General features: G+C 61.0%; 16 protein-coding genes and 1 pseudogene. All 17 read right to left on the reverse strand.

All coding sequences use genetic code 11. From position 1 onward, the window contains the following. Window position 1: 1 nt before the first annotated feature. Window positions 2-1,138 (reverse strand): hypothetical protein, encoded by a 1,137-nt coding sequence (locus tag AB1E34_RS02400; RefSeq protein ID WP_372570736.1) that lies wholly within the window; start codon window positions 1,136-1,138, stop codon window positions 2-4. Further along, window positions 1,135-4,788, reverse strand: coding sequence for a hypothetical protein (locus AB1E34_RS02405; RefSeq protein ID WP_372570737.1), 3,654 nt, complete (start codon window positions 4,786-4,788; stop codon window positions 1,135-1,137). Before AB1E34_RS02405 ends, AB1E34_RS02400 begins: the two co-directional genes overlap by 4 nt. Beyond that, window positions 4,785-7,358, reverse strand: a complete 2,574-nt coding sequence (locus tag AB1E34_RS02410) for a baseplate J/gp47 family protein (RefSeq protein ID WP_372570738.1) — start codon at window positions 7,356-7,358, stop codon at window positions 4,785-4,787. The genes AB1E34_RS02405 and AB1E34_RS02410 overlap by 4 nt, the downstream gene beginning before the upstream one ends. Further along, the gene (locus AB1E34_RS02415) at window positions 7,358-9,907 is read right to left on the reverse strand and encodes a baseplate J/gp47 family protein (protein WP_372570739.1); all 2,550 of its coding nucleotides are present in this window, start codon (window positions 9,905-9,907) and stop codon (window positions 7,358-7,360) included. Before AB1E34_RS02415 ends, AB1E34_RS02410 begins: the two co-directional genes overlap by 1 nt. 16 nt (window positions 9,908-9,923) lie before the next feature. Further along, window positions 9,924-10,301: a GPW/gp25 family protein gene (locus tag AB1E34_RS02420; RefSeq protein WP_372570740.1), complete on the reverse strand. Its 378-nt coding sequence runs from the start codon at window positions 10,299-10,301 to the stop codon at window positions 9,924-9,926. Continuing rightward, complete coding sequence (locus AB1E34_RS02425; RefSeq protein WP_372570741.1) at window positions 10,301-10,831, reverse strand: phage baseplate assembly protein V; 531 nt, start codon at window positions 10,829-10,831, stop codon at window positions 10,301-10,303. Before AB1E34_RS02425 ends, AB1E34_RS02420 begins: the two co-directional genes overlap by 1 nt. Then, a complete protein-coding gene (locus AB1E34_RS02430) occupies window positions 10,828-11,988 on the reverse strand; it encodes a hypothetical protein (protein WP_372570742.1) in 1,161 nt (386 codons plus the stop codon). The genes AB1E34_RS02425 and AB1E34_RS02430 overlap by 4 nt, the downstream gene beginning before the upstream one ends. 3 nt (window positions 11,989-11,991) lie before the next feature. Then, window positions 11,992-12,279 (reverse strand): hypothetical protein, encoded by a 288-nt coding sequence (locus AB1E34_RS02435; RefSeq protein ID WP_372570743.1) that lies wholly within the window; start codon window positions 12,277-12,279, stop codon window positions 11,992-11,994. A gap of 12 nt (window positions 12,280-12,291) precedes the next feature. Next, entirely contained in the window at window positions 12,292-12,990 is a 699-nt protein-coding gene (locus AB1E34_RS02440) for a hypothetical protein (RefSeq protein WP_372570744.1), read from the reverse strand. Continuing rightward, window positions 12,990-13,169, reverse strand: coding sequence for a hypothetical protein (locus tag AB1E34_RS02445; protein ID WP_372570745.1), 180 nt, complete (start codon window positions 13,167-13,169; stop codon window positions 12,990-12,992). The genes AB1E34_RS02440 and AB1E34_RS02445 overlap by 1 nt, the downstream gene beginning before the upstream one ends. A 41-nt stretch (window positions 13,170-13,210) precedes the next feature. Then, entirely contained in the window at window positions 13,211-15,244 is a 2,034-nt protein-coding gene (locus AB1E34_RS02450) for an ATP-binding protein (RefSeq protein WP_372570746.1), read from the reverse strand. Beyond that, window positions 15,244-16,668 (reverse strand): Pvc16 family protein, encoded by a 1,425-nt coding sequence (locus AB1E34_RS02455; protein WP_372570747.1) that lies wholly within the window; start codon window positions 16,666-16,668, stop codon window positions 15,244-15,246. Before AB1E34_RS02455 ends, AB1E34_RS02450 begins: the two co-directional genes overlap by 1 nt. After that, window positions 16,669-17,523: a hypothetical protein gene (locus AB1E34_RS02460; RefSeq protein WP_372570748.1), complete on the reverse strand. Its 855-nt coding sequence runs from the start codon at window positions 17,521-17,523 to the stop codon at window positions 16,669-16,671. Next, window positions 17,514-18,212: a hypothetical protein gene (locus AB1E34_RS02465; RefSeq protein WP_372570749.1), complete on the reverse strand. Its 699-nt coding sequence runs from the start codon at window positions 18,210-18,212 to the stop codon at window positions 17,514-17,516. Before AB1E34_RS02465 ends, AB1E34_RS02460 begins: the two co-directional genes overlap by 10 nt. A gap of 110 nt (window positions 18,213-18,322) precedes the next feature. After that, on the reverse strand, window positions 18,323-18,826 hold the full coding sequence (locus AB1E34_RS02470) for a phage tail protein (protein WP_372570750.1): 504 nt from the start codon (window positions 18,824-18,826) through the stop codon (window positions 18,323-18,325). A gap of 18 nt (window positions 18,827-18,844) precedes the next feature. After that, window positions 18,845-21,202, reverse strand: coding sequence for a phage tail sheath family protein (locus AB1E34_RS02475; protein WP_372570751.1), 2,358 nt, complete (start codon window positions 21,200-21,202; stop codon window positions 18,845-18,847). A gap of 841 nt (window positions 21,203-22,043) precedes the next feature. Further along, window positions 22,044-22,164, reverse strand: a pseudogene (locus AB1E34_RS02480) (IS5/IS1182 family transposase); the annotation flags it as partial.

Below are 22,164 nucleotides of genomic sequence, written 5' to 3' on the forward strand. Positions count from 1 at the left end.
CTCACTGCGCCTCTTCGAGAATGAGCGACAACAGGTGGACTGTGTTGCGCAGGTTGTCTTCGTCGCGCCGCCAATCTCGTTCGACCGTAAAATGAAGCGGCTCGCCTGCGCGCAGACCCTCTAGGGGTATCTCTACTTCCACCAAGCTACCGGGCGGCACTCCATCAAAGCGCAGCTCGACCGGGTCAGCCGCGTTTTGCGGCAGCGTGTTGTCGCGCAGCCCGGAACTGGGGGTGGCAAAGCGCACCTGAATGATCGCCCCCCCGTCCCTGTCATCATCACCCGGGGCCCTGCAGAATACGAGGCGCAGGCGTGCGCGCTCGGACGGAACGAACGCCCGGAATGCTGGCCGCAAGAAAACACCGGGGAACGACGCCACGTAGTTTCGGATCATCCCGCGCATATTCGCGCCTTGCTCGATAAACCCAAAAATGGCCGACAGCGGCGGGGCATCTTCGCGCGCGTAGAGGAAGATGCGGCGATCTTCATTCGTAACGATCCCGTCTAGGCTGCCGATTGTCTTGCCGCCATCGTCGCGATCAAAGTCATCAAGATCGATTTCGGCCCCGGTCAGTTCGGCATCCATCCCGAAATCATGCCAGACCTGTTCGATCTCGGGCTCGGCTGCGGCGCGCAGAAGCGGGCGCACTTCTGAACTGTCGAGGCTGCGCCAGTGAAACAGGCGTGAATAACACGCACGCATGCCGCGCATCCTCCCTTCCTCGGGGAGCGCGCGAAAGATGAAGTCGAGCCCCGGTTCGCGGTCTTCCGCAGCCGGTTCACTGATCAGAAAAAGCCCATAGGCAGCGCCGCGATCCGGCAGGGTTTCGATATCCTCATCAAAGCGCCAGATGGAGGGTGTCTGGAATTCCGACCGGAATTCCAAAACACCATTCTCCGCGTCATGGCGCCATATGTCCGGTGTCGCTCCGTCAAAGTTCCAGCCCTGTTCTTCAGGAGAAGGCGCTTCGGCGCGGCGCGCGTCGTATTCCATAACGCGATCACATTTGTCGAACGGGATCGAGGTGAAATTGCAGATGCGAGGCCGACGCAGCAGCGTGTCGGGCCGCCAGAACCCCTCGCGCCAATAGTCCGGGGCACCGCCAAGATCCGCGTCGCGGGGTCCGAGTACGATCATGTGTCGCCTCCTTGTGTTGGCAATAGGCTGGCCGATATCAGGCGCAACGACCCGCGCAAGGTGTCAGCGTCGGCAAAAGAGTTGCGTTCGATCAAAAGCGTGGCCGCGCGCCGGTCGCGCAACCCGGTCATGCGCAGATCCAGAATGAGAGTGTCGTTGCCTAAGAGGGCCGTAACGGCACCTGCGGTCTGGGTCCCGGCAAGGCCGGTCCGGGTCTGCTGCGGAACGTCGCTGTAGCGCACGAGGAATACCGCATCGCCAGGTGTTGTCTGATCTGCGATAAACACAAGCCTGAGGATCGGATCATCACCGGGCACCACAGCCCTCAACCTGACGCGCACAAAACGACCCGGTGCCGAAAACACCGCGTTGCGCAGCCAAGCCTGCCCGCCCAGTCTGCGATTGAACAGGCCGAACTGCGCCACGAACGCCGGATCACCCTCCGGGTCCGGTACCGATCCGAAGGCACCTAGGGGCAGGTGATCGATGGCACCGCCAACGCTCAGCAGGGTTTCTTCCGCGAACAGATCGGCTTGCATCGATAGCCTTTGCCAGACGGATCGCAAATCACCGCGAGCCTCTTGCGTCACTGGCCTGACCGCGCTGCCCCCATCCATCCTTACATATTGGAATTGCAGCCCGCCGCCCGTCTCGCGCCAGCCCCCGCGCGTTCCGGTGATTGACGTATCGGTCTGCACGCCGTGGCGCACTTCGAAGAAGCCTCGAGGCCCATCCACGGCCCGGCCCGCAGCACCGGGAGCCACCACGGCGTAGCAGTGTATCTGCTCGGGCACGCCTCTATCGAGAGGGACAGAAGCCGAGAAGAACACGGGGTTGCCAGCAGGCGGTGCCAACATGGCCAATTGCCCGTCTTCGAGCCGGAAGCGGGCCGTGGCAGGGCCGGTTGCACTCCAGCCTTGCGCCTCGGGTCTGCTGCCCAAGCGCGCGTCGTATTCCAGCAGATAATCCACCTTGTCGAACGGAATCCCCGGGCGCATCGGTGCACTGGGATCGATCTCTCGATTTGGATCAGGCAGCCAGTCCACATCGCGCCAGAACTCCGGTGCGCCGCCTAAGTCAGCATTGAGCAAGTTGAGCGCCACGAGACCGTCCCTGATTTGGGGGTCCGGATCGGGATCAGGGTCTGGGTCGGGATCAGGCTCTGGATCATCCGGGCATCGTGTCGGGAGCGGCTGTGGAGGTTGCGGTGGCGGTTCGGGAATGAGCGCACCCGGGCTGGGTGGTTCGGGCGGCGTTATGTCCGGCGGCGTGACAAAAACCGGCTCGGACTGGAAGGGCGCATCAAGCACCGGATCATCGGCAAACAGATATTGCGCCAGCTGACCCACAGGTCCGAATTCATTCACTTTTGCACGAATGCTGGCCAAGCGGATCGGCGTGATCAAATGCGAAAACGCTCCGACTTCTGACCCGTTTTCCGCGGCCGTTGATAAGGGCAAGGCTAAGGGCGACAATTGGGCATAATGCGCATCGCCAAACCGGCGTGAGTTGAAAAAGCCCGCCGGGATCGGTCCGACAATGCTGCGAAAGCCTGGCGGCAGGCGGCGGTTCGGGGCATCGAGTGTCGCGCTAAAGCGGAAACACCCATCTTGGTTGTTCACCACGCGGATCACACCGCGCACCAGACTGTCGGTCGCATCCAGCCGCATTGCCTCCAGATCGCCGAGCACCGTGGCCCCTTCGAGGATCACCCGGCCAAACGGGTTCGAAATTGCAACACCAGACGAGATTTGGGAGGCATCGACAATCGACTGGCACACCAAGAGCTCATCGACCACGGAAGGATCACCAGCGCCTGCGTCCTCGACAACAATGGGTCCGGTGATCGCACTTTGAATGACGAGGCGCCGGATACGAGCCGCAACGCGCAGGCGCAGGGCGGGGATAACGGTGCCGTCTGCACGCGCACCGCCCGGATCGAGCGTGGCAAAAGTGACACTGATCAGGTCGAAATCGAAGTCGCCCGCGTCGGCGCCGGTTGCCCCTTCGAGGGTGAAATCGACCGGCACGCCTGCGGCCAAAGCACCGTTGGGGTCCTGTGCTGCGTACCACCCGCCGTCGATGGTCAGGACGGAGTCGATACCCGCGGGTTGCAAGGTGGGCGTTGTCGGTGTGTCACCGGCCACCCGGACAAAGGGGCGACGCTGCGCGCCAACGGTCAAGATCGATGGAGAGGTAAGCGGCGCGGCATTCGAAAATATCAGGTCGTAACTGCGATTGTCAGTGATGAGCAGCCCGTCATCACCAACCGCACCGCCATTGGGGGCGACGCCGTCCGTTGCCGTGTTGGCTGGGCTTTGATCCAGCGCGGGACGTGGATAGGGGCCGGCGCCGATCTCGGCCGGAAATCCATAGTAGTATCGGCTGGCCAGTGGCACGAAATCCGCAGGTTCTTCCGACGGAACGGAGGCGAAATAGCCTGTCTCGGGGTAGATCAACAGTTGCGCCACTTCGCCCGGCGGGATCGGATGGCGGCGCGGATCGGCAAGGTTGCCGGCAGAGATACGCTCGACCGGATAGGGCGCGCTCTGTGCGCTGACTTCGACAGCCATCGGGTAAAGCTGCGCCTTGCCCGTTTCTTCCACGAGCGCCACAGCCAGCAGTGCAACGTACCAGTCAGGCGGTGTGGCCCCGATGGCTGCGCCGCGATCCGTCAGCCACCGACGCAGCGCCTGTTCGCTGTCAAACTGCTGGCCGATCAGGCTGTCGAGCGCGACCAGATCGCTTGGTAATGGGGGAACGGCCAAGCCCTCGAGCGACAGGATGGCCGACGCCGTGATGTCATACACCACATGTCCCAAAAGACGGCAGCGCATGGGCTGAACGATCTGCCACTCGCGCGGTTCGACGCTGACAAGATTGCCGCGCAGAAAGGCATCCTTTTCGTCCGCAGACCCGCTGTCGCCGCCCAGATAGAGCGCCAAGTCGCGCCCCGAAGGATCGAAGGTGTAGGTGCGCAGGTTGCCTTCGCCATCTGGGTCACCAAGCTGGACGGGATCGACATCAATCATCTCGAAGGCGCGCATTCGGTAGATGTGGAAATTCAGCTTTCGGACGCCAAAGCGACCCGTTTCACCCTGCAGGCGGCGCGTATCGAGTGTGTGAAAGAACTCCCCGAACGGGCCGTTTGCCATCTCGGCACCCACGGGGTGTCGCAGATCTGCCGTCCCACCGGTGGGGGTCTGGGTGAAAAATCCGGCATTGCCGGGCCCGTCGAGCCTGTGGCGGGTGCGCGCCAGTTGACGGAACCCTTCCTCGAGCACCACGTCCCACCCCGACAGCGCCCGTGCGAGCGTGTCGAGCAGTGCCGGCGTCCCCCTGCGGCGACGGAAGCGGACCGTATTGCCCACATCCGCGCGACGCGCGCGGCGGTCTTGCGCCGAGACCAGCCGTGTGCCGACCAGAGCACCAATATATGGCACGGCCCAATCGTCGCAGGATTCGATATGCTGGTCTTCCCACAACCGGTCGATGGAGCGACGCACATCCGCTGCGTCTGCGGCGATCAGTGCAATGAGCTCGCGATAAACTCCGCTTGCATCCTCATTGCGATAGACCTCGGGTACCAAAGCCCATAGCTTTTCAGTATAGTAGCGGACATAGCCGTCACGGGCGGTCGGCGCATTCATGCGACACCTCCCTTCTGACTTGTGGGCGGCAGGTTCCTGGCGGTTTCGGCTGTGATCGTAAGGGCACCGGTGGCGGAAAAGTCGAAATAGCGCGCGGTTGGCACGCATGTGCCGCCGATGGGGTTCGGCAACAGCGTGGTCTCGTCCCCACTGAAGGTCAGGGCCGCAACCGAGAGCGCGCCGGGCACTTCGACAACCGCCTCGAATATATCGGTGGTCCAGAAGGTCCCGCCGATCACGGCGTGGGACAGGTTGAAAATGCCCGCCATGAGGTGATCCGCCACCGCAGTCGCCACGTCACTTGCCACAAAGGCCGGATCGGCCGTGACCGTCAGCGCGGTATTCACATGGATCGGCGTGGCTTGCGTGACCGAAATCGGCAGGGTGGGGTCAGCCTGATCACTGAGCGTTTGCGTGATCAGGGCCGAATCTGCGTCGCCGATATAGTGCACGACAACACCAGCCTGAAACTGCTCGGGGATCCACAGCCAATTCGCTGTGGCCACGATCACGCCCGGCGCGTTGCGTGCCAGTGCCTCAAAATCCACAGTCGACACGCTGCGCCCCAGCAAAAGCGCCGTCTGAGGCGCAGAGATGCGCAGGTCTTCCGGTCCATCTGGATCACGCCCCATGGCCGCACCTACAGGCGAGCGTACCGCGCGCAGCCCCTTCACCGCACCTGAAAGCTGGCGAATGCCATTGGCAGGCGGGGCCGCCGCGCCGACACCATATCGGTAATCAGCTATGACGTTCTCGACCCCTGACGGCAGGCGCGCACCGCGCTTGCCATCGCCAAATGTAATGATCGTGTTCTGCTGATCGTCATGGCGCACGACATAGACCTGGTCCTGCGCCCCGCAGCCAAAGAACCCCGGCACTTGCTGCCAGGTGATCCCGTCGACACGGATCGTTAGTGTCGAGTCTTGCAAATTGCCGGACCCGGTGATCGCTCCGGGCAGGTAGGTCAAATCCTTTTTGCGCAGCATGAACGTCTGGTTGGGTTGGCGCGCGTCACCGCTGCCCAGCACCTCGCCCCGAACGCTTTCGCCACGCGAAACATCAAGGATGTTGCCATGAATGGTCAGCGGCAGTTGCAATTGCACGTGCGGGATTTGCGCGGCATCAAGCGCTTCGAACCTTGCGGTGCCGTCCTGCGCAACGCTCAACCGCCCATCCAGCAAGGCCCCCCGGGCTTCGGCATCGGTGAGCAGAAAGCGCGCCTCTAACACGAGAGCGCCCCCGGACAGCGTGCTGATCTGGGCGGTTATCCCGGGCATATCCAGCGGCAGACGCACCGTTCCGGAGATGGGCACCCCATCGCTTGCGGCCATATCCGCCGGTGTGACCGAAGTGCGACAGACATTGGTGGGTTGCCCTGCCTCGACAAAGCCGTGGTGGAAACTGGCAAGCCCTGCGTCGAGGAAGGCAGCAGGCAACGGTGGATCAAGGCGCATCTCGGTCGCCGCGATCACAGGCTGTTCGATGGGGATCGGGTCACCTTCGGTGTTCTTGACCGTCTCGGAGGGGATGCTTGTGACCCGCACCGCCGCCGCGACCACCGACGCGATGCGCGTGAAGAAATAGCCCGGATCATCGCCATTGAGATCACGTGCGACAATGATGGGGTCGCCCGCGCGGAAGACTGCGGGAGCCCCATCCAAGAACAGGCGGGTCTGGCCACCAACTGTGCCAAGCGCGCTTTCGCCGCCCACCGGTTCATTGAGTGTCGCCACGACTTGCTGCGTGGGCCGACGCGCGCGCAGATGCGTGAGATCGACCTCTTCGTCGATGACGATAAACGGATTCAACGCTGCGCGGTTATACGTCTTGCCGTCCGCGCCTGCGAAGGGTTCCGTTGTAGTCACACGCGACACTTGTTCAGTGAAACTATGGCCCGGCCGTGCTTCGATCAGCGCCAGTTCCGCTTCGGCCAGTCCGAACCCTTCGGTCAGCATCAAAAGCCGGTTGACGCGATTTTCGCCACTTCCGGCCTTGTCCTTGGATTTGTCACCTTCGGCAATCGACGTATCGCCCACGAAAAATGATGAATCCACGGTCGGGTTCCGCCGGAACGGGTCCACGGACCACGCATTCAGGAGCGGATGAATAACGGCCTCTGCATTGGTCTCAAAGACCTGCGCCGGGTTGCCGTCAAAGCTGCGCGATCGCACGCCTGTGCCCATTGGTACGGTTACGGCCACTGTACCATCGGCCAGCGCGGCCAGTGTGGCGGTTCCTGCGATCCCAGCAATCGGAGTGTGACCCAGCACGCCTACGAGCCTGCGCAGCGACGGGCGCCGCTGTGCCGTGCCCAGATAGCTCTCATTAACGACGCGTTCGTCGTAAAAGCCAAGGATATCGGCAGCATAGGCCCACATCTCAAGCGACATGGATCCGAAATCATCCGAATAGGGCCGCCAACCGCCCAAGGCGTTGCCCGAGTCCACCAACCGTTCCAGCAAGCGCTGCCGGATCTCAGGAAATCCCGCCAGTTGCCGTGGGATCACCTCGAGCCCTGCGGGAAGCACCTCAAGCGGATGGGGCGTATTGTCGTCGCAACCATCGGCCATCACGCGCCTCCGACCATGGACAGTTGCAAGGAGCCACGTTCAGGGAACTGGCGGCGGTTTTCCAGGCGGATCAACTCATCGTCCGCCACGTCAAAAGTGAAATCGGTAAAGGACGCAAAATCTGTCACGCCATGAATGCGCAGTTGAACGTCCACCACGGCTTCGACCCCCGATACGCCCGCGATGGCGGCCTCCAGTGCAGGACGGCTAAGCGGCGTGCCGAAGGTAAATCGATCGGGCGAAAAGAACCCGGGCATCATGCCCTGAACATCGCCGAAAAGCGCGGTATGAATGCGGGGCTCAACCTGTCCGGCAAAGGCGTTGCGCGCCAGACAGACAGTGATGATCAAATCCAGATTGATGTAGCGTGGCGGCGTAACGATCACTTGACGTCCCGCTTGCCGCCGCGCGTCCAGCAGGGTTTGAACCTCTCGCCTGACAGTATCCGACAGAATTCCCGAGCCCGCAGGATCGACCGCTGTGGTGGCCGACAACCACGACCCGGTCCAGCGAAAGGCGCCTTGCGCCTGCTGTACACTGTCGAGGCGTGCGGCCTGCGTTCCATAGTCTTCGGGGCGTACGGCAAAGAACGTCTCGGCCTTGAATGCATCAGGAGCGAGGAGCTTGATCTCGGTCGTGCTTTCGGGATCCAGTCCGTTGCTGACAGGAAACGGGTTGCGCACGGCTTCAACGGCATCCACCAGCACGCCGATATGTGGCGGTATCTGATTGGGGATGGACAATGCGCTGATCGCACCGGCAGGCACGTTCGCGCGCGTGCCGGACCCAAGGCGGTAGTCGACGTGGAACACGGTGTCCCGCGCAGGAAGGCGGCCAAATTCGCCATCGCCAAAGCGGATCGTGTACCCGGCGCCGGTGGCGTAATCGCGATGGACGATCTGTTCGTCTCCGCTTTGATAGGCCACGATGCGCCGCCAACTGCCGTCTTCAAGCGTGAACACCTGATCGTCACTGTCGCACAACAAAAGAGCGCGCTGGAAATCCCACGGTTGCAAAGGCTGCCCGTCTTCGGTGAGGTGAATTTCTGGCTGCGTGGCGCGCAGGTTGTCCAGCAAGTCGATGAACGCCAGCCCATCGGCTTCCGTTCCAGGCAGGCTCAACAGATAGATGGGCGGACGCACGGCTGCATTGTCCGCGTCATGGTTTGATGCAACGAGGCTGGGATCAGCATCAGAGTAAAGCGGCCCTTCGCGTTCGACGGCGGGCAACATGTCATCAGGATCACCGTCCTGCAGTGGTCCCAGCCGAAAGCTTTGGCTTCGGGTCTCACCGGATGTTGCGGGCACGATGTTTGCGGAAATCTCAAGATCGTCCAACGGGATGTGGAAACGGGGGGCCGTATCGGCGCGCCACCGGATTCGTGCGAGATCCAAGGCAAACAGCGGATCGTTGGTCAATTCGACCTCTTCCACGGTCACAAGGACCAGACGTTCGGTCTCTGTCACGTTAGCGGCCAGATCTCGCAGCAGTATCTGTCGATCGACCCATTCCGGCAGATCAGCTTCAAGAAAGACCACACCGCCCGGGTTTTCAGGTCCGGCGGGGTCGTTGCGCACCAAAAGCTCAGTGGCACCCGGCGCGAGGCAGGCATCACTATCATCAATGGCGTAGGGTGTGATCTGTCCGGGGTTCCAGCGGGTGTCTACGCCAAATACCAACGCATCAATCGCGTCGCGCAATCCGGTTCCCAACTCGAAGGGAATGGGGGCCTGCCCCTCAGCCAGGGCCCAAACTCCGGCGCTTGCCGGGACCTGGGTGGTGGGCGGATTGGTATCCGCGATTGTCAATTCCAGCACGGTCGTGGCTTGCCGTCCGTCATGGATTTCGTAATCAACCAGCCGCGCCTTGCGCCGCAGCGTGCGACGTTCCGTGGCCGTTTCAAGGTAGGCCTCTCGGTTGTAGCGGTCCTGCAAGTAGGACAATTCGTCCCCGAGGGCGGCAATGATCTCAAGCGGCACCATGGCCACGTCGGCCTCAAGCGGGGTTTGCCAGTTGGGATAGCGCTGCGCCGTAAAATCCAACAGCGCGTTGCGCATGCTGACAAAATCCCGTGCAAGATAATCGACTTCCACATCCTGGGGCTCAGGAGGGCGACATGGGTCCACCGGCTCTGCACAGTCCAGACCGTCATCGCATCCGACTTTGAAAGAAAAGCTGACGTCGTTGAATCCGGTGTCGATGCGTTCGTCGTCAATCCGCAAACGGTAATCGGTGAAGCCGCCTGGTTCTCGGACTTCGATTTGCAAATACCGGCGTCCCACGACCGGATCATCGTCCCATAAGAACAGCGCAGAATCGGGATTGATGTCGACGTCCTCCGCCTCATTGCGGGGCGAATAGATGCGGATGTCATCCGGCATCAGTGGCGTGCCACCTTCGAACGGATCGTCAAGCGCGGTGGGATCGGTCGCAAAATAGACGCGCAACACACGCTGATCGCAGGTGTCCACCACTTGCACAAAGGCGATGCCGGTGAATTCGGCGGCGCGCGCGCGCAGTTGCGAAAGGCGATCGGCGCTGCTGGGCATCAGATCCGGGCCTCCTTCATAACGCGAGCTCCAGATTGATGATCTGCTCATCACCGCGCGCCTTGATCGTGTAGACGACCGCCACGTCGAGGCGCCCGTTGTCAAAAACGGTCTCGACCTCATTGACGTCAATGATGGTACCGAGCCACTGAGTAAGCGCTTGGAAAATTGTCGCTTTCAGCATGGTGGCGGTTTCTGGGCTCGATGGCGCAAACAATGCGCGGCGCAGCCCGGCACCAAAATCGGGCCGGTTCACCCGCTCGCCGGGTGCTGTCAGTAGGACCTGGCGGATCAGTTGGTTCACATAGGCCTCGTAATCCGTCTCAGGCCGAAACCGGCCCATGGGCCCCTCAAGCGTGGGCGGATAGTGAAACCCTTGGAAAGGAGGTTCCATCAGAGCACCTCCAGGTTGCCGTTGTTGACTTTGAAAGAGGAGGCCGAAAGCTCAGTGACTTTGCCTCCGGACGCCTCTTGTTTGACGGTGTTCGACTTGATCGTGATCTCGCTTGTGGTCATCTTGATCGAATGACCGCTGTCGTTTTCGATCAGGATTTCGCCATTTGAATCGTCGATGCGGATGGTCGCCTTGTTCATCCGGAAGAACTTGATGTTGGGGTCCGCGTCCTCGGACGGGATGTCGCCATCCGCCCAGAAACAGCCCGTCCAGATCGGATAGGAGGGGTCGCCCGCCTCGAACTCGATCCAGACGCCGCCGCCCACCTCCGGCATGGCATAAAATCCAATATTGCGCCCTGCATATGGAACGCAGGGTTCGGCCCAGACTGGGACATCGTTCAGCACTTGTGGCACCGTGATCAGCAGACGGCCTTTGCCTTGAGGATCGGAGTTGTCGATCACTTGTCCACGGTACTTGCCGTAAAAATCCGTTTGGGCTTGGCCCGGGCGATCTGCCATCTGGTTCATGGGTTGGCTCCCGCAGCGTTGCGCATCATTTCAAGGCGCATCTTGTGGGCTGACGGATCGACGGAGTGGGTAACGGAGGCGAGAAAGTAGTCGCCGCTGTTGATACTGCCTGCGCCTTCCACGGTGACGACCTGATGAGCTGACAAGATGCCATTGAGTGCCTGCACGCTGGTCTCCGCCGTAGCGCGGGTGGAGTATGAGGCATCGTTGAGCGCTGCCTGGTTGCGCAATTGCGCCTCTTGCGCGGACCCGGCCGACACGATCCGCCGCGAGCGCGAGGCTGTGGCAGGCGGGTCAGCGCCCAGCGGCGGATCGGACGGCCCCGGCACATCGGTGTCGTCGATTTCACCATCCGTCGCGACACGCTGAACCGAGCCGGTCTCGTTCGGTGCCTCGTTGTTGGAACTGACGTCGAAACTGGCAAGGGTGGAGCATCCGTCGCCTGTGTTCAGCGTCAGCTTGGGCGCGGAGTTCGGTGCCAGTTGGATCGGAGGGACAAAGCCCAGTGCATTGGACGACGGGCGCGGCGGGGACGGTTTGAAATGCGCAGTTTCGACCACGTTAAAGCCGGTCAGGCCTGTTTCAACCGTCCAGTCAATCCAGAAGCGCGACCCCGTACGCCCCGCCAGTTTTTCGACAAAGGCCAGATCGTCTTCCGTCTGGTTCAGGGTGTTGGTGTCCTCATCATACTCAATTGGCGTGTCCACCACATCGGGTTCGAACCCGTATTTCTTTTCTGCCGGGTGGCTGGGGCCATTGAGGATACCGGTCACGATCTCGGCTGCCGTGCCGGAATGGGCCTGCGAGCGCTGTTGGCGCGACATCACCGCACGCCGGTCCGTAAGCTTGACCTCGAGGAACGATCCCGGGCCGCCTTCGACGAAATTCGCCTGACGTTCGGTGACGATGCCGTGGATCAGAACATGCTGCGTGCCGTCGATGCTGGCGATCACCGTCAACTCGTTGTCGTCGGGCCCGGGGTTCAGCCGAGCATCGTTCATCAGGCTGAGGTCTTCGCCGCAGATGTCCACGGCGAACTTGACCCGCCCCGTTGCAGGCCCCTCGATCGATTGCGTGACCTCGATTTCAGCGACTTCGGAGGTGAGGTCGTTGTCGGGAACGCGGTTGACGGCGATCTGATAACGGATATCCGGCATGGGCTACCTCGTGACAGGAGGGATCATCAACCGCTCCTCCTCATCCAGCGCATCAGGCAAGAGCGCGCCGTTAAGTTCAGCAATGCGCCAGTAGCCAAACGGATCCAGCACGAGAGCTGCTGCGAGATGATCAAGCCGTTGACCCTGTTTTGGCAGGTAGCGGCCGACGGATTGATCGACCGGCGGCTCCGGCATCGGCAAGGCCATGACCGTGCGCCCCCGTCTGTCGGTAACGGCATAAGGTTCCAGCGGGGGGCTGACATATCGGCTCTTGGGATCAAAAACAGCCATTGGGCCTCCTTTCTAGAACGGCAAAAGACTCAACGCCTTGGAGGCGTTGCGGGCGTTATGCGCAATGGCCAGAGTGGCCTGCTGCACTTGGAAAAAATTATAGGTGGCGCGGGCTATCTCGACCGAGGGACCGCTTTCGCAGCGGAAGACATCCGGCGTCAGAACCTCCATCGTCAGGCTCACCTTGGCCATCATCGGGTCGAGCGAAGGCAGGAACTGCGACTCTTCCACCGAATAATTGGTGATCCGAACCGGCAAAATGCGTGACGGACCAAGGATCAAAAGCGCAATCGGCACGCTTGCGCGTTTGGGTGGTTGCGGATTGCCAGTCAGATCGCCGATGGCCGAGATCAGCTCTCCGATCAGGCCCTCGCTTGGAAAGAGCAACTGTTCGAGTGCTGCCAGCCTGTCGCCGATACCGACATTGGTGGCCACGGGTTCTTCGTCGGCAAGCTGATCCGTGGCATCAAGTTCGATCTCGGCTGTGAACGTGCGTTTGGGCTCGTAGGGTTGCGACGTCGGCGCGATCTGTCCACGTCCGGATTGTTCGACCTCGTTGGGGTTGAACGGCGCGATCGAGATGCTGAGCGTCATGGGATTGTACTGGAAGGGCACAATCGACGGTTCAACACCGATCACGCTGTCCACCAATTGCACAAGTGCGCCACGCGAAAGCTTGGGACTGCCAGTGAAGCCTGTTTGCGTCTCCATCAGTCCTTTCCCCCGTGTTGGATGGCACGCCCAACGGCGCGGGCGATGGTGCCTGCGGGATCGCCCTTGGGCTGCGGCAGGCGCAGGCGGACTGTGTCGAGGGGGCCAGCCACCGGTGATGTCTGGTGCGCAAGGCGCGCGGCAAACGACCGTGCAAAACCCTCGGGCGTTCCGGCCATGTCTGCAGGTATGCGCAACTTTATCCGATTGATTTTGATACTCATCGCCCTGCCCTCGTGTTTTTGGTCCCGATGCCGCCGCCTTGATTGATCATTTGCTGGTCTACTGCGCGTGTCAGATGCGCGGCTGTCAGCGCGGTTCCGTCTCGCCTTGAGAAAAACACCGCTGCGAGGGCCGCATTCTTGATCTGCGCGCCGGTCATCGGCAGATCAGACGAAAGCCGCTCCAAATCGCTGCTCAGATCCGCCGCCAGCTGGGGCGATGCAAGCACCGATACGACCTGCTGCCAGATGGCAAGCCGTTCCGCGCGTTCGGGTCTGGGCAAGTAGAACACGTACCGGATGCGCCGGACAAAGGCGTCGTCAATCTGCTGACGCTTGTTGGTCGCCAGAAGTGCAACGCCAGGATAGTCCTCGACCAGTTGCAGCAAGTAGCTGGTGTCAGCGTTGGAATGCTTATCAAGCGAATCCTTCGTGTCGGTACGCCGCGCAAACAAGGCGTCCGCCTCATCAAACAGCAGCACAGCGTTGATCTCGCTCGCCCGGGCAAAGAGCCGTTTGAGCCGTTTGGCGGTCTCGCCGATGTATTTGTCGATCATTGTCGCAACATCGATCCGGAAAAGATCGAGGCCCAGTTCGCGGGCGATCACCTGCGCCGCCATCGTCTTACCCGTGCCCGGCGGGCCAGACATCAGACCGATCAAGCCCACGCCGCGCGGGAACAGCCGGCGCGCGCCTGGATCTTCCCAGAATGCGTTGCGCGTTTTTGCCTCGTAGAGGAATTCATCCAAATGATCCGAGACTCCATCGGGCAGGTGCAAATCCGAGCGTTCAAAGGGGCAATCAACCAGCCGGGCCAAATCACCCAGTTTGCCATGCGAAAGTGCGCGAGTGCGCTGTCGCACGCCTTCGAAACTGTTATCACCCTGCGCGGCGACATGACGGATTTCGCCAATGGTAACCCGGAACCGGTCTGCAAGTTGATCCAGGGCCCCGTCCGGCCACACCTGCGCGCCAGGCAGATACCGTTGCCACAACGCTTTGCGTTCGCTGCTGGACAGAGAAGGGATTTTGACCCGTTCTTCATGCCAGCCTATGGCGGGCGTCGCATCCTCCTGTGTTTCGAGGATCAAGAATTCAACGTCGATGCTGTCCGGCAGCGGCTCGATCCCCTTAAGCGCGTTTGCACCGGCCCAGGCGACTGTGGAATTGTGCAACAGCGCTTGACGCTGCACACGCATGCGCACTTGATCCCAATCCTGCTCCGCGATCCGGCTGGTGTCGATCACACTGACAGACCGCCCCAGCCGCGCGCTGATCAAGGCCGCAAAGGTCGTGCGGCCGCTCAGCGGTTGGCCCAATACGATCACCCGCGTTGGCATGCCGCGTTGCAAAGCGTCGATCAGCCGTGCGGAGAGGTCGCCCACCGGCCAGTTGGGAAGCGGATCGGGGGCTTCATTGAACACGCGGCACAGCGTTGCCACGTCCGGATCGACATCGGATGCCCCGCGCAAATAGCTTTGCACATAGGGGTCCAATCGCAGCGTGCCGCCGACCTCTTCCAGGATATGCCACCGGCACAGCGGGCTGCCGGGCCCCCACATCGCGTTGCGCCCGTGTCCGAAGAGCCGCGCCGCCATGTCTTCGCGCACCGGTCCGCCGGGCAAGCCCGAGAGACTTTGGAATACCAGATGCAACGAGGGATCGATCGCGGCCGCAAGGCACAGAAGCACCAATTGCCGCTCTTCGATGGACAAGCCAAAAACATCCGCCACGTGCCGCAGGCGGTTTTCACCCTCGAATATGTGCACATGAAGCGCACCCGCCTCTTCCCAAAGAACCTTTGCTTCGCCATGGCTGTCCAGAAAGTCGACCTCTTGTTCCGGCGCATCCATATCTGCAAGCGCGCGAGCCTGCGCGTTGCGAAGGTCCGGTTCCGCCACTGCCTGTTCCGCCAGGCTGTCCAGCCAGAGGATACGACGACGGCACAAGGTACGCACCAGGGACAAGATCGCCTCTTCGATGGGTAAGTCTGCGGTGGCTGAAGGCGCGGCGGTTCTTGGGGCAACGTTCATCAGAACTCTCCCCAGGCAGGCGGGGCCTCGGCCCCGTCGATGACAAGTTGGATGGCCAGCGGCGATGCAAACGCGGACGTATCCACGGTCAGGTCAATCCGGTCTGGTGTCGCGTTCTCAAAGTTGAAATGTCCCGCCACGGTCAGATCTGCGTCGCGGACCATACGCTGCCCCGACACGGTCAAAACCAAGTCCAGCGCATCCCGAAGGTAACTGCCGTGGAGCGTGATCCGGAAAGGCCGCGCGGCCGCGGGTCCGGCCAGAGCGTCCACTGCAGCGATCTGTGGCGCCACCGGAAACGGACAATCAGCAGAGCTTGTTTCAAGAAACCGCACCGGAGACTGGTTGGCCATTTGGGTGCCGACGATGACTCGCGCGGTATAAAGGCCGGGATAGAGCGTAAGGGTCTGCCCGTCCTCATCGGTGACGGTGGTGCGCATACTGACCGAGACCCGCACGCCGTCAGCAGTGATCTGCCATTCGGGATTGACACTTTGGCTGATGGAAATGCGCGCCCGGCGAGTTTCCGGGTCAGCGTTGCCAATGGCCATGGGCCCTTCCAGTGACAACGAAACCCGGTCGCCCTGAAACCCGGAACCTTCAAAGGTGATCTGATTGTTCTGGGGCGGGACAGAGGGCGGTGCCGCCCCAGAAGGAAAGAGCGTGGGACGCGCCGGACTTGCCTCGAAAAAACGGAAAGGCTGAGTCGGATCAGCCAGCGGATGCCCCGCAGGCAGAACAAAACCCGTCAGGGCACGCGTGCGCAAGATCGCGACTTGATCGCTGACCGACACGAATTCCGCCACGGACAGTACAGGCGGTGCCGCACTTTCCACGCGCGGCGTTGCAAAGAGAATGACGCGCACTTCGTAATAGAGCGAAATGCGTGCGATCCGGTCCTGTTCGGCACTCCAGAAGTTGATTGTATCGTCGACCGAAACGGGGCGCAGAACGATCTTGATCACGTTGTCCGAGCCTTGCAGGCCGACCGTCTCCAACAACGGTTGGTTGGCCGGCGCAGGCGGGACACTCGGAATGACGGTGGAGTCGTTGATGATCGGGTAGTCGTGGAACGCCCGCGCCACAAAACCAAGAAGACGCTGTTCTATGGCCGCACGGTTTGATGGGCCGCCATCGGTTACGCTGCTGGTCGCCGTGACGACGTAGTAAAGGCACAGCGCAAGCGGGGTTTGCTGTACAGGCACCGCCCCCCCTTGTCCGCCGGGGGGCAGGTAGTTCTTGCCGTGCGGGTCTTCCATCGTGTGAAAGAGATGCACGCTGATGACATTCGGCATGGATCCCAAGGTGTCATCTGGTGGTGCTGCCGTGAATTCGATGGTAGCGACCGACGTGTCCCGCGCGATGACCTGACGCAGCAACTCCGTCAGTGTCTGGGTCACGCGAGAGAGGTCGGTCAGGCTCATTTACCTTTGCCTCCAACCGAAGGGCATCGCTGGTTTCGGTGCTGGGGGCGCGGCAGGGCGCGACGACACAGGACGAGGTTGCGCGGGTGCCGGGGGTGGGACGACCTCGATCTCGATCTGGCCAATCTCGACCGTTGGGCCACGCGGCACAGGCTGCTGCGGACGGTCCTCCATCGTCTCTGGGAGGATCGGTTGAACGCCCATGGCGCCTTGTTGATCGCGCGGGACGAATACCTCGCGCTCCATCTGTCGCGGTTGAACCACCTCGGGCGCGGTCGGATCTTCGGACACCCAGCGTTCCGCTATGGCCACAGCCTTCATCATGCTTGCAAGGGGCGTGGTTTGGGGATTGTCGGGTCTGCGTTCCTTTTCCTTTGCCTTGGTTATCGGGCGTGGCGCAGGTACCTCGGGTTCCAGTGGATCGCTTGTCTCCTCGAACATTGCGTCTACCGGCGGCGGCGCCGGACCATCAACGACTTGCACGGTGCCTGCAGTTGAGGGGTTGGGGGACTCGGGCAACGGTGGATCGTCATACACCTCGGTCAGAGGGGCTGGCGCAAATGTGTCCGGTGTCGACATGTCTTGCGGCGTTTCCTCTTTGGCCGGTGCCTCAGGCAGAGGGCCGATCTGGTCGGCAACTTTCGCGTCGGGCAAGTCCGTTTCTTCCAGAGATACAGGGGCTTGCGTGATAGTCGGGGCGGATGCGAAGACTTCGCCCGGATCGAGGTTCAGGCGTTGGTCTTCTTCCACCAGTGGCGAGTCGATCGCTTTGGCGGGGCGGGCGCCGATACTGATCGGGGTGGGTCCTGCGCTGTTTGTGCGATTGGCCACCCGTGCCAAATAGCTCATCGCCATGAGGACACCCCGCGTGGGCGCTGGTCGGACAGGATCAGTCGGACATGTTCGCGCCGCAGCGAGCGGGGCAAAGACATGATCTCGCTGCGCGACCATTTGTAGGCCATTGCGATTTGGTGAATTTCACGAACGATGATCGGACTCTCGCGGCGCAGAGCCGCCCAGAAATACGCATCCATGCTCAGCGGAAAGGTCTGATGCGTGCCGCAGTGCGGGCATTGCGCTTCTATATCATCGTCGAGCATCGGCCCCGCACGCATCAGCGCAGCTTCCAGCTCATGATGATCCGGAGTGCCCTCCAGCACACAGGCCTGCGCCAGTTGCTTGGCGCGCACCTCTGGCGGTGCATCCCCCAGCGCGCCCAAATCGCCATGCACAGGCACGCGGAACGAGAAATCGGAACAGCGGAAAGCGTTAGGGCCGATACGGGTAATCTCGGGGCCGCGACGCAGGCTCGCAATCCAATCAGACAGCTCGAATTGGGTTTCGAATTTCCGATCGCAGTCACAACAGGGCACATGGCATTCGATCGTGTCGCCGTACATTGCGGCGTAAAGCGCCGCGATCGCCATGTCCTGTTCCGACAGGTTCAAGGCATCATGAGACACGAGCCCGTCCGCACAAAGCTGCGCCAGCAGAGCCCGAGTATCCGTGACCTCCAACTCTTGAATTGCCGTCAATTCACGCAACACAATGGTCCGAACCGGACCGTCTCGTTCCGCTGGCACGTCAGATAGCGCTGCCGTTATCATGTTCAGCGTGACCCAAAGCGGAAAATGCCGCCGGGCCGCCCTCCTTGTTACGTTTCGGCGACTTCGCGTACGTCAAGATCCCGGACCCAGCCTTCGTTCTGGACCGTGACCATTTCGATCGCTGTGGCATTTGCGTTTGCATCCAGTTCAGGCAACGCGGTGTACTCGGAAACCCAGCACCGAAAGATCAAATACGACTTTGCAATGACACCCTGCTCGTTCAACAGGTCGACCCTCAAATCCCGCCGAAAATTGGCGAGTGAGACGGACGCGTCTCCGTTGGTGCTGTAAACCAGATTGGCCCAATCCTCAAAGGCGGGATCATGGGTGACACCACGTTCAAAAGTGATTGGCTCGAATTTAGACGTGCCGGGAGAGTGTCGCGGCGTTGAATTATCGCCACCGTCGCGGTGGCTGACGGCTTCCGTGGTCCGTTTCAAGGCGCCAACTTTGCTCATCCCTGCGATAGGATCAGGCATTCCTGCGAAATAGACGCGAAACTTGAAATTTTTGTACGGGTCAATGCGATTGTTGCGGGTAAACTGTGCCATCAAAAACCTCCTATGCCGTCAGACCTGAGCCTGCGCCGTACGCTGCTGTAGGGTAACGACAACAAACTCTGCCGGGCGCAGCGGGGCGAAACCCACCGCAACATTGACAATGCCAAGGGCCTGATCGGTTGGCGTAGTCGTCTCAGCGTCACACTTGACGAAAAACGCGTCCGTCGCGGTATTGCCGGCAAAGGCCCCCTGTCGGAACAGGCCGTTCATGAATGATCCGGCGGCGAGACGGATTTGGCTCCAGAGTGGGGCATCATTGGGTTCGAACACGGCGAATTGCAAACCGTTGCGCAGGCTCGCCTCGATGAAGAGCGCAATGCGCCGCACCGGTAAGTACCGGTAGTCTGTTTCGCTAGAGGCATCAAACCCGGCCATTGTGCGTGCGCCCCATGCCAAAACACCGTTCGGGAACGAACGGATGCAATTTATGGCCTCGGGGTTGAGTTGGCCGTTTTGCGGATCCGAAAGTGGCACGTCCACGCCGCGCACGCCAAAAAGGCTGGCCTCGACCCCGGCAGAGGCTTTCCAGACCCCGCGTGAGCCATCGATACGCGCCATGACACCTGCCATTGAACCGGATGGATCAATCGGTCTTGTCAGCCCATTCGATGTGATCGACACCCTCGGCCAGAACGCCGCGGCGTAGTCGGTGGCCACACCTGTACGAAGCCCCTGCAAACTGTCGAGAACGCCCTGCGTGGTTTGTTGCGCGGGTTCCACATCAACCAGCAGAACCGCAAGCTGGTCGCGACAGAACGCACTGGCAGGCCCCCAGACGCCAGCGCGAATGCCGGGCACTGTCGTGTCCCCGGCACTCTTGGGCAAGATCATAATGTTGAAGATGTTGACCCGCTCCTCGATCTGCTGGAACGCGTCCATGTAATCTTCGAGCTGGGCCACGTTTCCATCGGTCCCCCCGCCCAGAGCGGAAGCCGCGATGGTGCTGGTGACACCACCAAACAGCTCACCGGCAAGGGACAGATCAGGCGTTGCCGAGACAAATGTCGCCCCGCCACCGCTACTGGCCGAACCGAATTCGGGGATCAGTGCAAGCCGCAAGCCGTGTACTTCTGCCCGCCAGTCCTCGCTTTCGGCACTCAGCGCGATGGCCACGGCCTGCAGGTTTTCGGCGATGTTGCGGAAAGACGTTGCGGTGCTTTGCGTACCTTCGGCAAAGGTCGTACCGGCACCCGGATAGACGATATCGGCGGTCGCGATGGTAAAGGGGTTCACGGCCGCCGTTCCATCCACACCCAGATCCGTCAGTGTCGTGCGATCTGCGCCGCCCAGCGAGAGGATCGCCGCCAAGTCCCCAGAGCCGTCGTCCAGAACGGAGACGAGCCCGGACGGCACAGGCCGGGCTTGCGACCACGCGCCCACTTCTATGCCGCCTTGGGTCACGCCCAATCCCAGCGCGGCGGAAATGTCGAATTGCGCCGCGGGTTCGATCACCACATCATGCTGTGCTGCGTTTGCCCTGATGATGAGGGGTTCATCGGTTGGATCGGGCACTGTCACCGTTACCGGCGTGTGCGGCGCGAGCGCGGTGTTGATCGTTGTCGCCAGAGTAGCGAGGCTGGTATCGGCTACATCAACAGAAACCGTCACCGTGGGGGATGCGTTTTCTCCCTCGATCCGCACTTGGAGCCGTCCTGCCGTCCCGGTGTTTCCGGCCTGCGTGGCCTGCACTGCTGCCAAAAGTGCCGCTTCTGCCGCCCCGGTGTCCGCGAATATCTCGGCACTCGCCGAAAACCCGTTAACTGTGGCAGCGGCCAGCGCTGCAGCCTCTTCTGCAGCGGTCGTGGCATCATCGATTGTCGCGGTAACCAACAGCGATTGTTGGTCCAGAATGTTGCGCACATAGCGTGACGCACTGGGCGCCATGCTGAGGTTCGAAAACGTCTCCGTCGCGGTCACCTCCGGCTGCCCGCTGGCATCAAACTCTTCCACAAAGATTTCAAGCTCAAAGCTTCGTTCAGGGGAAGCGGTGTTGTAACTGACCCGTGCGCGCAACCGGTTCGCCAGCAACCCCGCATCACGAGACTGCAAGGTCAGCACGGTCGCACCGCCAGCCGCCGTCAATCCGACACTGGATGGCAATGCCCCATCGGCCACACGGCATATGATCGCCTGTTCGCCGCCGTTCAGAAAGAACTGGCGCACTTGCTCGGTCATCTCGCCCTGACTGGTGTCATCCGAAAAGACACGTTCGTAGTCTTGAATGCCCAGAACCGTGGTTGGGATGTTCAGTGGTCCGGCCTTGGCCATCCCAACAAAGGTCGCAATCGATGTCGCAACTCCGCTGATTGCTTGCACACCCGAAGGTATCTCGCGGACATAAACGCCGGGGTAACTTACGGTTGGCATGACGCGCCACCTCACCTGTCAATAAATGAATAAAAGCGTGCCGAGATAAGCCGGCGAAACAAAATCATACTTGCTTTAAGGGTAACAAACCCGTTTTCGGTTTGTATAGAAACTTCTCGCTAGACGGGATTTTCGGCGGAAACATGACGCTTATAGGGTGTTTTTCATGAAGGCTGGCGCTTAGGTTTCTTCGGCTCAAAGTTAGGAAAAATCTCACCATTTTAAACCTTTGAACATAGGTATTCATGTTGGCAAAATTGGATCTCGCTGGTTGCGGCGATCGGACTGTTCTCTTGCAGCGAATGGCGGTAATGCGGACGCTGACCGCGGCCAAAACGAGCGGCGCCGAGTGTCCGGTTATGGCCGTCGATTCGGGGGCGGAAGGCCGCAACCCACGCGTGTCGCCTATCCGACCGGCTTGCAGCATTGGTCGCTCCGCGCTCACAGCGGACTTGGGGCAACGCAGCGCGTCGTCTGCCCAAAGAGAACGAATGTTCGGGAAAAAGGAAGTTCAGCCGTAACCGGTAGGGTCAGTTTTTGACGCATTGGTCAACCGGCGGCAGCAGTCATCACCGCAAGGCTGCTGCGGATTGAATAGCGGGATCGGACTCAACCGTAATCGGTTCACTTTCCATCAGAACGCAACGTAAGGAGCGCGCGGCGATATTGCTGTGCTGATCGTCATGACCGACGGTCAAGCCGCCATGAACGCTTGGGGGCGGTGCTTTCTCGCCACAAGGCCATTTGGAGCGCAATTAGAGCCCCACGGCAATGCGACCAAGCCAAGGATGAGTTGCGCCGTCGGTGAGTTAGATGCTCTCTAGGCTCCAGACTCATTGATTTACAGCCAGAATAGGACTGTAGCAGCGAGAGCGATGGCCGAGAGGAATACCTTTGGGCATCTGTCATATCGGGTGGCGACGCGCCGCCAATCCTTCAGGCGTCCGAACATGATCTCAATG

This window comes from Ruegeria jejuensis (genome assembly GCF_041537905.1).
In the GTDB taxonomy this organism is placed as follows: domain Bacteria; phylum Pseudomonadota; class Alphaproteobacteria; order Rhodobacterales; family Rhodobacteraceae; genus Ruegeria_C.

Coding starts and splice junctions, on each gene's coding strand:
- AB1E34_RS02450 (WP_372570746.1), bottom strand. CDS start 15,244: ATGAACGTTGCCCCAAGAACCGCCGCGCCTTCAGCCACCGCAGACTTA.
- AB1E34_RS02445 (WP_372570745.1), bottom strand. CDS start 13,169: ATGGCCGGAACGCCCGAGGGTTTTGCACGGTCGTTTGCCGCGCGCCTT.
- AB1E34_RS02430 (WP_372570742.1), bottom strand. CDS start 11,988: ATGCCGGATATCCGTTATCAGATCGCCGTCAACCGCGTTCCCGACAAC.
- AB1E34_RS02470 (WP_372570750.1), bottom strand. CDS start 18,826: ATGGCACAGTTTACCCGCAACAATCGCATTGACCCGTACAAAAATTTC.
- AB1E34_RS02455 (WP_372570747.1), bottom strand. CDS start 16,668: ATGAGCCTGACCGACCTCTCTCGCGTGACCCAGACACTGACGGAGTTG.
- AB1E34_RS02410 (WP_372570738.1), bottom strand. CDS start 7,358: ATGGCCGATGGTTGCGACGACAATACGCCCCATCCGCTTGAGGTGCTT.
- AB1E34_RS02475 (WP_372570751.1), bottom strand. CDS start 21,202: ATGCCAACCGTAAGTTACCCCGGCGTTTATGTCCGCGAGATACCTTCG.
- AB1E34_RS02420 (WP_372570740.1), bottom strand. CDS start 10,301: ATGGAACCTCCTTTCCAAGGGTTTCACTATCCGCCCACGCTTGAGGGG.
- AB1E34_RS02425 (WP_372570741.1), bottom strand. CDS start 10,831: ATGAACCAGATGGCAGATCGCCCGGGCCAAGCCCAAACGGATTTTTAC.
- AB1E34_RS02415 (WP_372570739.1), bottom strand. CDS start 9,907: ATGCCCAGCAGCGCCGATCGCCTTTCGCAACTGCGCGCGCGCGCCGCC.
- AB1E34_RS02440 (WP_372570744.1), bottom strand. CDS start 12,990: ATGGAGACGCAAACAGGCTTCACTGGCAGTCCCAAGCTTTCGCGTGGC.
- AB1E34_RS02435 (WP_372570743.1), bottom strand. CDS start 12,279: ATGGCTGTTTTTGATCCCAAGAGCCGATATGTCAGCCCCCCGCTGGAA.
- AB1E34_RS02400 (WP_372570736.1), bottom strand. CDS start 1,138: ATGATCGTACTCGGACCCCGCGACGCGGATCTTGGCGGTGCCCCGGAC.
- AB1E34_RS02405 (WP_372570737.1), bottom strand. CDS start 4,788: ATGAATGCGCCGACCGCCCGTGACGGCTATGTCCGCTACTATACTGAA.
- AB1E34_RS02460 (WP_372570748.1), bottom strand. CDS start 17,523: ATGGCGATGAGCTATTTGGCACGGGTGGCCAATCGCACAAACAGCGCA.